The sequence below is a fragment of the Streptomyces sp. NPDC004647 genome (genome assembly GCF_040609575.1).
GTDB lineage: Bacteria > Actinomycetota > Actinomycetes > Streptomycetales > Streptomycetaceae > Streptomyces.
Genome location: NZ_JBEXKU010000128.1, coordinates 1 through 14,309 on the forward strand (window position 1 = coordinate 1; position 14,309 = coordinate 14,309).

Consider the following 14,309-nt stretch of genomic DNA (forward strand, 5'->3'; position numbering starts at 1 on the left):
ATCACCCCGTCGGTGTAGGGCTTCTTCGCCTCCAGCCCGAAACCGGTCGCCCGGTGCCGGCGCAGCGGCTCCACCTCGTTGAACGACCCCTCGTCCAACAGCAGATCGATACGCTCGCGCACCGTCAGCTTGCCCTTGGCCCTCTGGGCCTCGGTCGCCCGGTCACTGGGGCCACGCCGGGCCTGCTCACGGATCGCGTGCAACTCGGCCACGGGCTGAGATGGTCCCGTCCCGTCGGCGGCCTCCCGTCCTGTCGCCAACTCAACCACGAGGGAGAGCCTTTGAGAGGTACCCAACCGTTCCCCGTTCGTACGCTCCTCCGAGCGCGGTCCCCGTCGCGCCGCCGCCTGAACCGTGCCGGATCCGCAGCAAGATGGCTGCCGTCAGCAGCTCACCATCGCGTGCCGGCCTGCAGCCACGGAACCGATCCATTCGATTGCCGTCCACCACCGGGCCCGCACTAACCGGAGACACCAACTCTTCCGTCATCATGGCTGCGAAAAGCCTTCCCGCACGGCCTTCAGGGAGAATTCCGAGCGACGACGAACCACAGTTCTCATCTCCCACGGGGTACCAGTTCACCGGACGTGACGATTAGTCGCGCAGGCAGCTGACTCTCGTGTGAGGCTAGACGAGAAACATGGCGGACCTGAACCCCTAGCTTTACGGAGGGGGCCACTGTCTCCCCATTTCACGGTGCGCCACAATTAGGGGTGCGTAGGGGTTGGCGATGGGTGCATTTCTCCGCACGCTGACGGTCCTGCCAGCGCCTATCTCCCGCTTTCCCCTGGCGTCCCCCATGCCACGATACGGCCCGCGATCCGCGGCCATGCGATCGTGTCGGCGAGTTGGTGCCGCAGCGTCCCGTACGGCCGCGAACACCACGAAGGCGCCTCCTCATCTCCGGAAAAACAGCTCACGACCTACGAAAAAAGCTGGACGGGACGACAGGATTCGCCTGCCCCGTGGGCACGGGTTCGGGCGCGACCGTGGGTATCCGCATCACCGGTCGCGGTCCAGATACTTGAGGACCGCGAGCACCCGGCGGTTGTCGTCGTCAGACGGCGGCAGACCCAGTTTTCCGAAGATGTTCGATGTGTGTTTGGCGACCGACCGCTCGGTGATGAAGAGTTGCCCGGCGATAGCGGCGTTGGACCGTCCGCCGGCCATCAGCTCCAGCACTTCCAGCTCGCGGGGCGACAGCCCTTTCACCGAGCTCTCGGTCGAACTCAGCGACATCAGCTGCGAGATGACTTGCGGGTCCATCGCGGCGCCACCTGCGGCGACCCGCCGTACTGCCTCGATGAACTGATCGGCGTGGAACACCCGGTCCTTGAGGAGATAGCCGATGCCGCCACTGCCGTCGGCCATCAACTCGCGGGCGTACAAGTGCTCCACATGCTGCGAGAGGACCAGGACCGGCAGGCCGGGCCGCGCACGGCGGGCGGCGAGGGCGCACTGCAGGCCCTCGTCCGTCTGGGACGGCGGAAGTCTGACATCGACCACGGCGACGTCCAGCTCCACCTCTTTGAAGGCGCGGGTGAGTTCGGGCCCGGTCTCAACGGCTGCGACCACCTCGAAGTCGTACGCTTGCAGCATCCGCACCAGGCCATCGCGCAGCAGGAAAAGATCTTCGGCGACGACAACACGCAAGGCAACTCCATCGTGGCTATGGTAATGCCGCCCGCGGAACTGCCGACGGCGAGTACGCGACTGAAAGTACCGTCTCGCCGTTAACGCGCGTCTGCCTGATCCGGCTGCGTCGTGGCTCAATGTTCATGGACGTGCGTTCAGCCGCTCGGCGACCGCGTGGGCGGTCGGCCGGTGAACCTCGCCCTCGACCGCACCGTCCCGGAGGAAGATCACGCGGTCCGCGTACGAAGCGGCGACCGGGTCGTGCGTGGCCATCACAACGGTCCGCCGGGCGGCACGGACGTAGCCGCGCAGCAGCTCGAGGACCTGGCGCGCGGACGGCGCGTCGAGGGCTCCGGTGGGCTCGTCGGCGAGGATCACCGCAGGGTGGCTCACCAGGGCCTGCGCCACGGTGACGCGTTGCCGCCCACCGTCCGACAGCTCGCTCATCGGGCGGTGCCGGACAGCGCAGAGCCCGAGCCGGCGCAGCACCGCGTCGACCTGCTGCGGCACCGCGCGGTGACCAGCGATGCGCCGGGCCATGGCGATGTTCTGGTAGACCGTCAGGCCCTGTTGCAGCCGGTGGACTCCGAAGATCAGGCCCACCCGGCCGCGCCGCAGCAGCGCCAGCTCCCTCTCGCTCCTGCTGCCCAGGGAGACGCCGTCGAGGACGACTCGGCCGGAGTCCGGCCGGTCGAGGCCGGCGGCACAGTGCATCAGCATGCTCTTGCCGGACCCGGACGGGCCCACCAGGGCTGTGAAGGTGCCTCGCTCGAAGCCGAGGGTGACGCCCGCCGGCGCTGTCACCCGGTCGCAACCGCCGGAGTGGACCCGGCGCACCTCCTCCAGCTGCAGGGCCGGTGCGGCGGCGGTGCTGCCTGCCTTCAGCATGAGATCTCCATCGTGGTGGGGGAACCACGCGGCTCACGGGACTGGGCCGCTTCAGATGCTTACGACACTAGGCACGGGGCCGTCGCGTACCCAGCCGGTTGCGTACCGGAGTCGGGAAGCAAAGGGCGCCCACCGAGGTGGCACCAGATACACCCCCTATTCGGGCCCCTGCCCCAGTGTCAGGAACACTCTGGCCGTCGAGACTGGACGTGCACTCGAAGAATCGGTTCCCACGAGGAGGAACGGGTGAACAAGACAAGGGTTCTGGGCGCCTTGCTCACGGCCGCACAGGGACTGGCGCTGGCCATCGCCTCATTGGTGGGAGGGGTCGTGCTTGTCGTGCTGTCGGTTGTGTCCATCGCCCTGATCCCTGTCGGCATCGGCGCCTTCACCACCCCGCTCGTGCTCTCGGCGGTACGAGCACACGCCAATCTGCGCCGACGGCTCACCACCGACTGGGGCCGTATGCGCGTCCCCGCGCCGTACCGCCCGTTCCCCTCCGACATGCGCACGGGCATCGTCGGGATCATGGAGCGCTGCAGCCTGATGGTGAAGGACCCAGCGACGTGGCGCGACCTGCGGTGGCTCGTCCTTGACATGACGGTCGGCTTCACCACCGCCCTGTTGCCCGCCGCGCTGACCGTCTACGGCGTCCACGGCGTCCTCTTGCCCTTCGGCCTGTGGCAGCCGCTCGCCAACGGCAGTGGTGAGAACTGGTACACCTTCGTCCCGGTCACCGGCTGGGGCACCGCCTTCCTCGCCGCGGTGATCGGCGCGGGCCTGCTCGCCGTGTGCAGCGTCCTCAACCCGCAGCTGCTGCGCGTCCACTTCCTTCTCAGCCGCGGCCAGTTGGCGCCGCCCCGCGAGGTGGCGCTGAACGAGCGGATCGACCAGCTCACCGAGACCCGGCACGAGGCCCTGGACGCCTCCGCCGCCGAACTGCGCCGCATCGAGCGGGACCTGCACGACGGCGCGCAGGCCCGACTGGTCGCGATGGGGATGAGCTTCGGGACGATCGAGGCGCTGATGGACAAGGACCCCGACCACGCAAAGAAGCTGCTGGCGCAGGCCCGCGAGACGTCCGCCGAAGCGCTCACCGAGCTGCGGGACCTGGTGCGGGGCATCCACCCGCCGGTGCTGGCCGAGCGCGGTCTGGGCGATGCGGTACGGGCACTGGCGCTGCGGATGCCGATGACCGTCCACGTCGACATCGATGTGCCGGGGCGGGCCGACGAGCCTCTGGAGTCGGCAGCCTACTTCGCAGCCAGCGAGGCACTGACGAACGCGGCGAAGCACTCGAACGCCCAGCAGGTTTGGGTCGACATCCACCACCGGGACGGCATGCTGCGGATCAGCGTCAGCGACGACGGCCAAGGCGGGGCGAGCATCGGGCACGGCTCCGGCCTCGCGGGGGTCGAGCGGCGGCTGAGCGCCTTCGACGGGGTGCTCGCGGTCAGCAGCCCGCCCGGTGGCCCCACCATGGTCACCATGGAGATGCCGTGCCGGCTCGCCCCGGCCCGCCCGGCCGAGTGAGTCCGGCCCCCGTCGGACGCGCCCCGAGCACCCGTTCCATGCACTTGTTGTCGTGCAGCTTTCGGCCAGCTGATTGATGCTCCCCCGTCCCTAGACTGACCTCGGCACACGGGAACAAATGTTTCCTGCTTGGACGGGGGTCGGCGTGCCGATGGATCTGATTGACCGAAACAACGAACTGAAACTTTTCGACTCGGCGCTGACAGCTGTGGGCGCCGGGCGCCGCCACATCATGCTTGTCCAAGGCGGGGCCGGTGTCGGCAAGAGTTCGATCCTTGACACCTTCATGCAACGCGCCATGGGTTCGGGATGGGAGGTGCTCCGCGCCGTAGGGACGGAGTCCGAGCGCACCGTGCAGCTGGGTGTCATGCGTCAGCTGACGCAGGCCGCGGCCGCAGCGGGGCTGCCGGAACTTCAGCTGCCGACACAGGAACCGCCGCGGGTCGAGGCCATGCTGATGTTCTGCAGGGCGGTGCGGGATCTCGGCTCGCGTACGCCTCTGGTGTGCTGCATCGACGATCTGCATCACATGGATGCCGCGTCGCTGCAGCACTTCCTCTTCCTCTCCCGCCATCTCGGGTCGGCGCGGGTGTTGTTGCTGGCGTCTCTGTTACCCCATCAGAGCGCTCAGGACACCACGCTCAGTGCGGAGTTGCTGCACCGGCCGGATGTGCAGCACATCCGGCTCGGGTTGCTGAACGCGCAGGCCGTGGAGCGTGCGGTCGCCGAGTGCACGCCCGGCGGGCATCCACCGAGGGACGGGGCGGCGGCCGCCTTCCACGTGCTCACCGGAGGCAATGCCCTGCTTCTCAAGGCACTGCTCACCGAGCACCACACGACGGCCGACCGGAACAGTGCCGCAGTGGGGCCGCGCCCCGCTCAGGGTGGACTGTTCAGCCAAGCCGTCGCGGCATGCCTGCGGCGCAGCGGCCCGGTAGCGCATGACGTCGCCGGAGTTCTCGCCGTTCTGGGGGAACTGGCCAGCACGGAACTGGCCTCGGAGCTCCTCGGGCTGTCGATCTCGACGACTGCGCAGGCCGTGGCCGCACTGGAGTCCTGCGGCCTGCTGCGGGAACTCCGCTTCCGCCACGAGGCCGTACGGACTGCCGTCCTGGACAGCCTGGGCCCCGACGAGCGCACCGGGCTGCACCGCGACGCTGCGGTGCTGCTGCACGCAGGGAGTCTCGCCCCGTCCGCCGTGGCCCACCATCTGTCTGCGTCTCAGAACGGGTCCCGCCCCTGGTCGCACGTACCGTGGGCGGCCGACGTACTGCAGGAGCAGGCCAATCTGGCGCTGGCCGACGGCCATCCGCGGCAGGCGGCCGACATGCTCCGGCTGGCCTGCCGGATCTGCCCCGACGAGGCGCAGCGGCTGCAGCTCACGCTTCGGCACGCCGCGGTCATGTGGAGGTTCGATCCGGCGGCGGCGGAGCGGCTGCTGCGTGGTCCGCTTGCGGCCCTGAACGCCGGCAGGCTGCCCGCCGCGGCGCGCCCGCTGCTCACCCAGCTACTGATGGAGCAGGGCAGGCTCGCCGAGACGTTGTCGGCCGTCCCCGAGCCGCCGGCCGTCCCCGAGCCGCCGGCCGGTCTCTCCGAACGTCCGCAGGCGGACCGGACGCAGACGTCCTTCGGGCCTCCGCGGACCGTCTTGTGGGCGACGCCCGGGGTGGCCGACGAGTCCGCCGCCGCGGACGCCGAACAGCTGCTGCAGAACATGGCGCTCACCTCCGGCACGCTGCATGCGCTGATCCGGGCGGTGCGGGCTCTCCTGCACTCGGGCCGGCCGGACCAGGCTGTCCCGTGGTGCGAGAAGCTCCACGCAGAGGCCAAGGGTCAGAACGCCCCGGGATGGTCTGCGGCCTCCGCCACCCTGCACGCCGAAATTCTCCTGCACCTGGGCGACTTGTCCGGTGCCGAGCAACAGGCGCTGGCGGCCTTGGACCAGCTGCCTCAGCCCCGAACCGGCTTCTACGCCTGCGCCCCGGCAGCGGTGTTGATCCGGGCGCGCACCGCCATGGGCCGCCATTCCGAGGTGGCCCGACAGCTGGAGCATCCCGTGCCCGAGGACCTGCTGGCCAGTGTGCACGGGCTCGCCTACCAGCGGGCGCGCGGCCTGCATCTGCTGATGACAGGTCAGTTCGACGCAGCACTGGCCGACTTCCTCGAGCTGGGCCGGGCGGCCAAGGAGTGGCAGCTCGACTCGCCCGTGTGCCTGCCGTGGCGCACCGATGCCGCCCGAGCCCTGCTCCGCCTGGGTGAGCCCCAGCAGGCCAAGCGGCTGGTGCTCCAGCAGCTCTCGTCGCCCGAGGCCCGGAATCCGTGGGTGCGCGGTATCTCACTGCGGCTGCGCGCCCAGTTCACCGATGGCCGGCAGGCCCTCGCGTTGCTGGAGGAGGCCGTCGAGGAGCTGCGCCGCTCCGGGGACCGGCTGGAACTGGCCGGTGCGCTGGCCGACGTCGGGCGGATGGCGCAGGCGCTGGGCGACAACACCAAGGCCGGGCTGATGACCCGGCGTGCCTGGAGCCTGGCTCACGCCTGCGGGGCCGAGGCGCTGCGCGAGGAGATCCTGCCGGGCCTGGCTTCCCGGGCGCAACCGCGCACCCCGAAGCAGCCGCAGACCGTCCGGACGGCAGCCGCCGGCAAGCTGAGCGACTCCGAGCGGCGGGTGGCGGCCCTGGCCGCGCACGGCTACACCAACCGGGAAATCTCCATGAAGCTCTACATCACGGTGAGCACCGTCGAGCAGCATCTGACCAGGGTCTACCGCAAGCTGGGCATCACGCGGCGCCAGGACCTGCCCGCGGACCTGCAGATGAGTGTGCTGGAACTGGTGTGAACGAAGAGGCCCCCTCCCCAAGCAGGGGGAGGGGGCTTCTTGTCGTCGTAGTTCAGTTGCCGGGTATCACCGGCCACTTGTCGTCCGGGACTCCGGCGAGGAGCGCACCCGTCGAGGTGGTCTTCATCAGCCGATTTCCGTACACACTGTCCCCCGTATGTCTTTACAGTCCTTACCTACTGGATATCCACGCGTATCGATGCATATCCCCGGCCATTTACTGTCAACTGCCGCCCAGGATCCCCCGGACGACACATCAACAGCCTGCCCATGGGATCAATCCTTTCCCAAGGATTCCGCGATGGCTTAAAGTTGCATGGCAGTCTTTGCGCGAGAGAAGGGGCCATCAAAGTTGCATGGAATCGAAGATTCCAGATTACGGTTCGGAGAGCTGGACGAGGAGAGCGCATCCGCTTACCGGCAGGCCGTCCGCTCGGGCCGGTTTACCCGCAAGGAGATTGCCGAGGAATTGAATCTGACATCCGAAGAAACGCTTCGGATCGAGCAGATTCTGACCCGTCTGCGGCTGCTCCAGCCCATGCCGGGAAGTCCCGGCCAGCTGGCTCCGTCCAGCCCCGAAGCCGCGGTGGCCGATCTCGTCGGCTGCACCGAGGACCACATCCGAAGTCTCCAGCGGGCCGTCACGGACATTCGCAGCACGATGATGTCGCTGATGCCGGTCTACTTCGAGGGCCGCCGCGAGCGCAACCGCGCCGAAGCGTTCGACCTGATCACCGATGTGGACGCCATCCGCGCCCTGCTTCACGAGCACCGCGTGCACGCGAAGTTCGAGATACTCACGGTCCAGCCCAACGATGCCCAGGGGGCGGCCCCGCTGCTGGCCTCGCTGCGCGACTCCATGCTGGAGACGCTGGACCGCGGAGTGCGGCTGCAGACCCTCTACCAGCACACCGCACGCGGCGACCTCATCACCAGTTCCTACGTGCGCGAGGTGACCGCAAAAGGCGCAGAGATACGCACCACGAATGAACTGGTAGACCGCCTGATAGTTTACGACAGGGAAGTGGCTTTCCTACCGGAACAGGCAATCGACGGGCCCGGGCGCAGCGCCATCGTCGTGCGGGAACCGAATCTCGTCGCCTTCATGTGCAAGGTCTTCGAGTACCAGTGGCACGGCGCCACCCCGTTCCTGCCGGATGCCACCCAGCCGGAACCCATCACCGACGAAGTGAAGCTTTCGATAATCCGGCTGATGAGCCGCGGCTACAAGGACGAGATGGTGGCCCGGAGGCTCGGCATGTCGGTACGCACCTGCCGGCGGCACATCGCCGAGCTCACCGAAGGGCTCAACGCCGTCAGCCGATTCCAGGCCGGAGTCAACGCCGCGATGAGCGGCCATGTGGATCTGCAGGAAAGTGAGTGAGCGAGTGCAGGAAGCACCCCAACCGTCACGGTCACGCTGACGCTCGCTCAGCATGGGCAGCCGGGTTTCCGGGGCGTGCCCGATGCCCATGTCGTATACGGCCCGCGGCACTTGTGGTACGGCAGCGCCGCGCGTCGGTCGGCCACACCAGCGGCCAGTGGTCGACCAGCGCCGCTGGTCCACCGCCTCCCCCCTTGGAGGACGCGGGACCGTCGCGCGGGCTCCGAAGCACGTGGTTGCCGGGGCCGAAAGCCGGCGGTTGTGCCGTCAGCGGACCGCCGCGGGGGCCATGAGTTCTGCGGCCCGACGCGCCAGCGCGGACCGGTCCACTTTGCGGTTGGAGTTCAATGGCAGCTCCCGCAGATGCTCGTAGCGGCGGGGCAGCATGCCGTGCGGCAGCACCTCCCTCAGGGCGCGGGAGAGCAGCATGGGGGATACCTTCGCGCCGGTGTAGAAGACGACGAGTTCGGTGCTGCCGCCCTCCGGCCGGTGGGGGACGGTGACCGCGTCGTCGACGCCGTCCTGGCCGCGCAGCGCATGTTCGATCTCGGCGAGTTCGACGCGCCAGCCCTGCACCTGGACCTGGGCGTCCAGCCGGCCGAGGTACACCAGCTCGCCGTCGTCGAGGCGGCGTACCCGGTCGCCAGTGCGGTACCAGATGCGGCCGTCCCGCTCGACGAAGCGGCCCTCGTTGTCGGCCGGGTCGAGGTAGCCGTGCGTCATCTGCGGTCCGGTGACCAGGAGTTCGCCCTCGTCGGCCACGGGCCGGTCCGCCTCGTCCACCAGCAGGTGGTCGTGCCCCTCGTGCACTCGCCCGATCGGAACGAGTCCGTTGACGCTGCGCGCCGGTGAGCTCTCGGAGTGCCAGAGGTGCCCGGTGATGGTGACCGTCAGCTCGGTCGGACCGTAGATGTTCGCCAGGGCGGAGGCCGGGGCGGCCGTCTGCCAGTCGGCGGCGTCCTGGCAGCGCAGCGCCTCACCGGCGAAGAAGCTCCAGCGCAGGGTGGGCAGCGCCCCCGGGGTGAGCCCGCCCATCCGGCGGAGGAGGGAGATGGCGCTCGGGGTGGAGAACCACACGGTGACGCCGCGCTCGGCGAGGAAGCCGGGCATGTCCCGGTAGGCCTGCGGCGGCACGTACGCGATGCTCGCCCCCGCGCCCCATGCGCAGAACAGGTCGAAGATGCCGCAGTCGAAGTTGAGGTCGAAGGTCTGGGTGAAGATGTCGTCCGGGCCGAAGTCGTACTGCTGGTTGATGAGTTCGAAGTAGTGGTGGGTGTTGCCGTGGCTGATCGGGACGCCCTTGGGAACTCCCGTCGAGCCCGAGGTGAAGAGCATGTACGCGGTGTCGGAGCAGGTCACCGGGCAGGGCTCGGTCAGCGGCTCTGCGCCGTCCTCCAGCCGCCCGTCGGCGTCCGGCGCCACCACGGGCAGCGGCACTCCGCCTTCTGCGAAGAGGTCCTGGGTCCCCGCCAGGCCCTGTCCGTCGGCGAGCAGCACCTGTGCACCGGAGATCCGCAGCATCCGCTGATTGCGGGCCGCGGGGAAGTCCGGGTTGAGGGGCACGACCGTGGCACCCGCGTACAGCGCCGCGAGGATGCCCACGTACGACTGCAGGCCCTTGCCGGCCAGTACGCCTACGACGGGCGGGCCGGCCTGCTCGCCGACGGGCCGGTGGGCGAGCAGCGATCCGGCCCACCGCAGGGCGAGTTCATGGGCGCGCCGGTAGGTGATGACCTCGGCGCCGAGCCGTATCGCGGGACGGTCTGGAGAAAGGGACAGGCCGCGCAGGAATCGGGAGTACAGCGCGGTGTGAGGGTTCCTGGACTTCCCGGTCATGCTGCCTCGCTTTGCGGAAGATAGGGGTCGAAAAGGGTTTCCAGTGTTGTTGCGGAGAAATAGCGTCGCCGTCGGAGAACCGAGTGTCAGCGACCGCTGCCGACTTCCGGCCGGCAGCACAGCGGAAAGGGTGACCGTGATGAGCGCCAAGTGGGACGAGCAGTTCGAGGAACTGGTCCGGAGGTTTCTGCCGTTCATCGACGCGGAGGAGCCGCTGGCCGAAGACATGAACATGCGGGATGCGGGGCTGGATTCGCTCGGCACGGTCGAACTCCTCGGCGCACTCGAGGACCTCTATCAGGTGCGGTTCGTCGACGATGCCCTGACCATGGACACCTTCGCGACCCCGGGGGTCCTGTGGGCGACGATCTCGAAGCTGTCCACGGCCGCCGCCGGCTGACCGGCGCGCCCCTCGCGGCGCGGCCGCCCCCGATCCCGGGCTCAGGCGGTCGCGCCCTGTCGTGGACCCGGGACACGGCGGCGCGGCCGCATGGCCAGCCTCGGATCGACCCCGGTCACCTCGAAGTTCTTCGTCGCGGCGCCGACCCTCCCGAACAGCGCGTCCTGCCCGGTCACCACGAGCCTGCGCACGCCCCGCTCCTTCAGTGAGCCCAGCGCCGCGGGCCAGTCCACGCGCCGGACGCAGCCGTCGAGCAGCAGATTCCGTACGGCATCGCCCGTGGTCAGCAGCGAGCCGTCGTGGTCGGAGACGACGGGCATGTCCGGCTGGGCGAACGTCAGCTTGTCGATGACTTCGGCGGCCGCCTTGCGCCGCAGCCCCTCGAAGGCGGCGGAGTGCATGGGCGGGCGCATGATGTAGAGCGGCAGCCCGCCGATCGCGCGGAGCCTGCCCTGCAGCCACTCGGTCCGGCTCTCGGCGAGGGTCAGCATGTGGAAGTCGTGGTCGACGGTACAGGTCACGTCGTGCCACTCGCCCTGCTCGTCCAGTTCCTCGCACAGCTCGCGCAGCCGGTCGGCCGGCACCCGCGCGAAGGACTGCGTCACGAGGTCGGTGTGCTCCGTGCCGAAGTACGCGTCGAGGCAGCGGGCGAACTCGGCGGTGAGCCGGATGCCGTCCTCGGCGCTCAGCGCGCCGGAGAACACGGCCGCGGCCTTGTTCCCGAAGCTGGGCCCGAGGCACAGGGCAGGGTCGGCTTCGAGCGTGGCCCGGCCCCACTGTGCCAGCGCCAGGCAGTTCACGAGGAAGGCGACCTGCGCGTATTCGGAATAGTCGCCGTCCGCGTCACGGAACCGGTCCATGAGTGAATAGCCGAGCGTCTCGTCCGCAACGCTTACGAGCTCCCTGGCAAAGGGGTTGATCAGCATGAATTTCGCCACGTCGGCAAATGCCGTCGGCCCCATTCCGGGAAAAACGAATGCGGTGGTGCTTTCGGTCTCCATGACTTCCAGTATCAATTCCGGAGGCCGGTGGATGTACCCCTAGAGACCCCAGAGGCCAGGCAGGCCGCATGACTCGGAGACTTTGCTCAGAGACTCTTGAGGTAGGCGGTCATGACGTCTTGGAAGAGCTCCGGCTCCTCCAGGTGCGGGAGGTGGCTGGACTCCTCGAAGATCTCCCAGCGGACGTCCGGGATAAGGTCCTGGTACGGCTGTACGGTGGCCGGCGTCGCCTCGTCGTGGCGCCCGGAGATGAGCAGGGTCGGCACGGCGATGTCCGGCAGGTGCGGCTCCACGGACCAGTCGCGCAGCGTGCCGATGACATGGAACTCGCTGGGGCCGTTCATCGTGAAGTAGACGGTCGGGTCGTTGTACACCTCGTAGAACGACGCCTGGTAGTCGCGCGGCCAGGGCTTCAGCCGGCAGACGTGCTTCTCGTAGAAGGGCGTCATCGCTTCGTAGTACTCGTCGCTGTCGGTGGTACCGGCCGCCTCGTGGCGCAGCAGTGTCTCGTTGACGCCCGGCGGCAGCTGGGCCCGCAGCACCTCCATCTCCCGGAGCCACAGCGGGTAGGACGCGGGCGCGTTGGCGATGACCAATCCGCGCAGCCCCGTGGGCCGGTCCCCGGCGTGCCGGGCGGCCAGCAGACCGCCCCAGGACTGCCCGTACAGCGCGTAATTGTCCGCGATGCCGAGCGCCTGGATGAGGTTGTCCAGCTCGTCGAGGAAGAGCTGGACAGTCCAGAAGTCGGCGCCCCGGCCCGGTAGATGGGTCGAGCCGCCGTTGCCGATCTGGTCGTAGTGCACGATCGGACAGCCCGTACGCTCGGCCAGCTCCGCAAGGTTCAGCAGATAGTCGTGAGTGCTGCCGGGGCCGCCGTGGACGGCGACCAGCGCGGGGCACCCGGAGTCCAGATCACCGGTGACGCGATACCACGTCCGGTACTCGCCGAACGGTACGGTTCCCTTGCGGCTGGGAGCCACGGCCATGTCAACCACTCCTGTGCTGCTGTGCAGTTGATCCCGACGGTAGGCGAAGGGGTCCCGGCGCGGCGTCCCCTACCACCCCCTGTTCTGCAAAACTCGGGCCGCCCTGTGACCCGGAACCGTCACTGCTCTCACGTCACAGCCCGGCCATCCAGTCCTCGACCAGGCGAGCAGTGGATTCCGCTTGTTCCTCCACGATGGTGAAGTGGGTGGCCGGCACCAACCGGTGGGTGTGCGGGGTGAACCAGGGCTCGGCCCGCCAGGCGTCGCCGACATCCGCCGCCTGCTCCGGCGCCAGGAACGGTTCGTCGGCGCCGACGAACAGCACCGGGGCCTCCGGCTTCGCGAGGTCGAACCCCGGCAGCAGGTCGAAGTACGCGCTCATCGCCGACAGCCCAGTGCTGTTGAACAGCCCGAATTCCTCGTCGCGGTCGACCAGGGCCGCCGACATCTGCTCGAAGACCTGTGCCTGCACGCCGCCGCCCGATTCACCGGTCACCCGGTACGTATCGACGAGCACCACCCCGTCGGGCCGCCGCGTGCCCCGTTCCCGCGCCGCCTGTTCCAGCCGCACGGCCGTAGCGTGCGCCAGTACGCCGCCGGACGAGTAGCCGAACAGCACATACGGCTCGCCCTCGGACGCCTCCAGCACGCTCTGGGCCAGGGCCTCCACCAGCGCGTCGACGGAGGCGGGGAGACTGTCATGGCGCGTGAAGCCCGGGATCGGCAGGGTGGATACCCGACGCAGATCCCTGAAGTGCGCCGCGAAGCGCGCGTGCTGATGCGTACCTCCCGTGGCCATCGGCGTACTGAGGCAGATGATCCGGGTCCGGCCTGGGCCGTCCGCGAGGGTGACCGGTGCCGGGAGAGTGTCCAGCTCGGCCACCGAGCCGAACGTCGGCCGCAGCTCGGCCACGGCCCGCAGCAGACCGAACGCCTGGGTGGACCGGCCCGCGCGAATGGCCTCCCGGAACAGACCGGTGACGGTGTCGGCGGGGTCGCCGGCTCTGCCGTCCGCGCCGCTCGGCCCGCCTCCGTGCACGCGGGACAGCGTCCCGGCGGCGGGCTGTGCGGCGTGCGCCTCCAGGAGCGTACGGGCGAGGCCTACCGGGTGCTTGTGGTCGAAGACCACCATCGACGGCAGGGCCAGGCCGGTAGCGGACTGCAGCGCCCTGCGCAGTTCCATCGCTGAGAGGGAATCGAACCCCGCCTCCAGGAAGTCCCTTTCGGGGTCGATCGCGGCGGCGCTGCTGTGCCCGAGGACGACGGCTGCGCGTTCGACGACGATGTCGAGCAGGGCTTGTTCGCGCTCCGCGTCGCTGTCCAGTGCGTCCAGACGATGGCGGAGGTCGGCTGCCGCGGAGGAGGAGGCCGAGGTGGAGAAGGCTGCGGTGGAGGATGGGCGGCGGGCCGGGCGCGGCTGCACCAGCGCGCGGAAGAGGTCGGGGAGGTCACCGGTGCCGCTGGTGGCGGACGCCAGAGCCTTCACATCGAGGTGGATGGGGATGAGGGCGGGGCTGGGGAGGGTGGTGGCGGTGTCGAAGAGGGCCAGGCCTTCGTCCGCGGTGAGTGCCGTGACGCCGGTGCGGGCCATGCGCTGCAGGTCGGCCTCGCTCAACTCGCCCGCCATGCCCGCGGCCTCGTCGGCCCACAGGCCCCAGGCAAGAGACTGCGCCGGCAGGCCCTGGGCACGGCGGTGGACCGCAAGAGCATCCAGAAAGGCATTCGCCGCCGCATAACTCCCCTGACCCGGATTGCCGAACACACCAGCCGCGGAGGAGAAGGTGACGAAGGCGGTGAGGTCGGACCGGTC

General features: G+C 69.1%; 11 protein-coding genes. 4 read left to right on the forward strand and 7 right to left on the reverse strand.

All coding sequences use genetic code 11. The features are described from left to right. From ABZW18_RS32410 to ABZW18_RS32420, 3 genes are all read right to left on the reverse strand, one after another. A partial coding sequence (locus ABZW18_RS32410; protein ID WP_356194559.1) for a carboxyl transferase domain-containing protein occupies positions 1-260 on the reverse strand: 260 nt, incomplete at its 3' end. 742 nt (positions 261-1,002) lie between these two features. Next, positions 1,003-1,653 carry a response regulator transcription factor gene (locus ABZW18_RS32415; protein ID WP_356194533.1) on the reverse strand — a complete coding sequence of 217 codons (651 nt, stop codon included), beginning with the start codon at positions 1,651-1,653 and terminating at the stop codon, positions 1,003-1,005. 123 nt (positions 1,654-1,776) lie between these two features. Beyond that, positions 1,777-2,523, reverse strand: coding sequence for an ABC transporter ATP-binding protein (locus tag ABZW18_RS32420; protein WP_356194535.1), 747 nt, complete (start codon positions 2,521-2,523; stop codon positions 1,777-1,779). Positions 2,524-2,769: 246 nt separating this feature from the next. Here ABZW18_RS32420 and ABZW18_RS32425 point away from each other — a divergent pair, with 246 nt between their 5' ends. From ABZW18_RS32425 to ABZW18_RS32435, 3 genes are all read left to right on the forward strand, one after another. Continuing rightward, the gene (locus tag ABZW18_RS32425; RefSeq protein ID WP_356194538.1) at positions 2,770-4,056 is read left to right on the forward strand and encodes a sensor histidine kinase; all 1,287 of its coding nucleotides are present in this window, start codon (positions 2,770-2,772) and stop codon (positions 4,054-4,056) included. Between the two features lie 151 nt (positions 4,057-4,207). After that, positions 4,208-6,892, forward strand: a complete 2,685-nt coding sequence (locus ABZW18_RS32430; protein ID WP_356194541.1) for an AAA family ATPase — start codon at positions 4,208-4,210, stop codon at positions 6,890-6,892. Positions 6,893-7,208: 316 nt separating this feature from the next. After that, a complete protein-coding gene (locus ABZW18_RS32435) occupies positions 7,209-8,276 on the forward strand; it encodes a hypothetical protein (protein ID WP_356194543.1) in 1,068 nt (355 codons plus the stop codon). 267 nt (positions 8,277-8,543) lie between these two features. Here the strand turns inward: ABZW18_RS32435 and ABZW18_RS32440 are convergent, their stop codons facing one another. Then, positions 8,544-10,112 carry an AMP-binding protein gene (locus ABZW18_RS32440; protein ID WP_356194545.1) on the reverse strand — a complete coding sequence of 523 codons (1,569 nt, stop codon included), beginning with the start codon at positions 10,110-10,112 and terminating at the stop codon, positions 8,544-8,546. Positions 10,113-10,251: 139 nt separating this feature from the next. Between ABZW18_RS32440 and ABZW18_RS32445 the strand changes: the two genes are divergently transcribed. Further along, positions 10,252-10,512 carry a phosphopantetheine-binding protein gene (locus ABZW18_RS32445; RefSeq protein ID WP_356194548.1) on the forward strand — a complete coding sequence of 87 codons (261 nt, stop codon included), beginning with the start codon at positions 10,252-10,254 and terminating at the stop codon, positions 10,510-10,512. Between the two features lie 41 nt (positions 10,513-10,553). On the opposite strand, the gene ABZW18_RS32450 is transcribed toward ABZW18_RS32445, so the two are convergent. The 3 genes from ABZW18_RS32450 to ABZW18_RS32460 form a co-directional block, all read right to left on the reverse strand. Further along, entirely contained in the window at positions 10,554-11,513 is a 960-nt protein-coding gene (locus tag ABZW18_RS32450) for an ACP S-malonyltransferase (RefSeq protein ID WP_356194551.1), read from the reverse strand. Between the two features lie 86 nt (positions 11,514-11,599). Beyond that, positions 11,600-12,499, reverse strand: a complete 900-nt coding sequence (locus ABZW18_RS32455; RefSeq protein WP_356194554.1) for a proline iminopeptidase-family hydrolase — start codon at positions 12,497-12,499, stop codon at positions 11,600-11,602. Between the two features lie 133 nt (positions 12,500-12,632). Next, on the reverse strand, positions 12,633-14,309 hold a 1,677-nt coding region (locus ABZW18_RS32460), incomplete at its 5' end, for a thioesterase domain-containing protein (RefSeq protein WP_356194556.1).

Bases quoted from the DNA above. Each gene is read 5' to 3' on its own strand.
- ABZW18_RS32420 (WP_356194535.1), bottom strand. From the start codon at position 2,523: ATGCTGAAGGCAGGCAGCACCGCCGCCGCACCGGCCCTGCAGCTGGAG.
- ABZW18_RS32430 (WP_356194541.1), top strand. From the start codon at position 4,208: ATGGATCTGATTGACCGAAACAACGAACTGAAACTTTTCGACTCGGCG.
- ABZW18_RS32435 (WP_356194543.1), top strand. From the start codon at position 7,209: ATGGCAGTCTTTGCGCGAGAGAAGGGGCCATCAAAGTTGCATGGAATC.
- ABZW18_RS32440 (WP_356194545.1), bottom strand. From the start codon at position 10,112: ATGACCGGGAAGTCCAGGAACCCTCACACCGCGCTGTACTCCCGATTC.
- ABZW18_RS32445 (WP_356194548.1), top strand. From the start codon at position 10,252: ATGAGCGCCAAGTGGGACGAGCAGTTCGAGGAACTGGTCCGGAGGTTT.
- ABZW18_RS32450 (WP_356194551.1), bottom strand. From the start codon at position 11,513: ATGGAGACCGAAAGCACCACCGCATTCGTTTTTCCCGGAATGGGGCCG.
- ABZW18_RS32455 (WP_356194554.1), bottom strand. From the start codon at position 12,499: ATGGCCGTGGCTCCCAGCCGCAAGGGAACCGTACCGTTCGGCGAGTAC.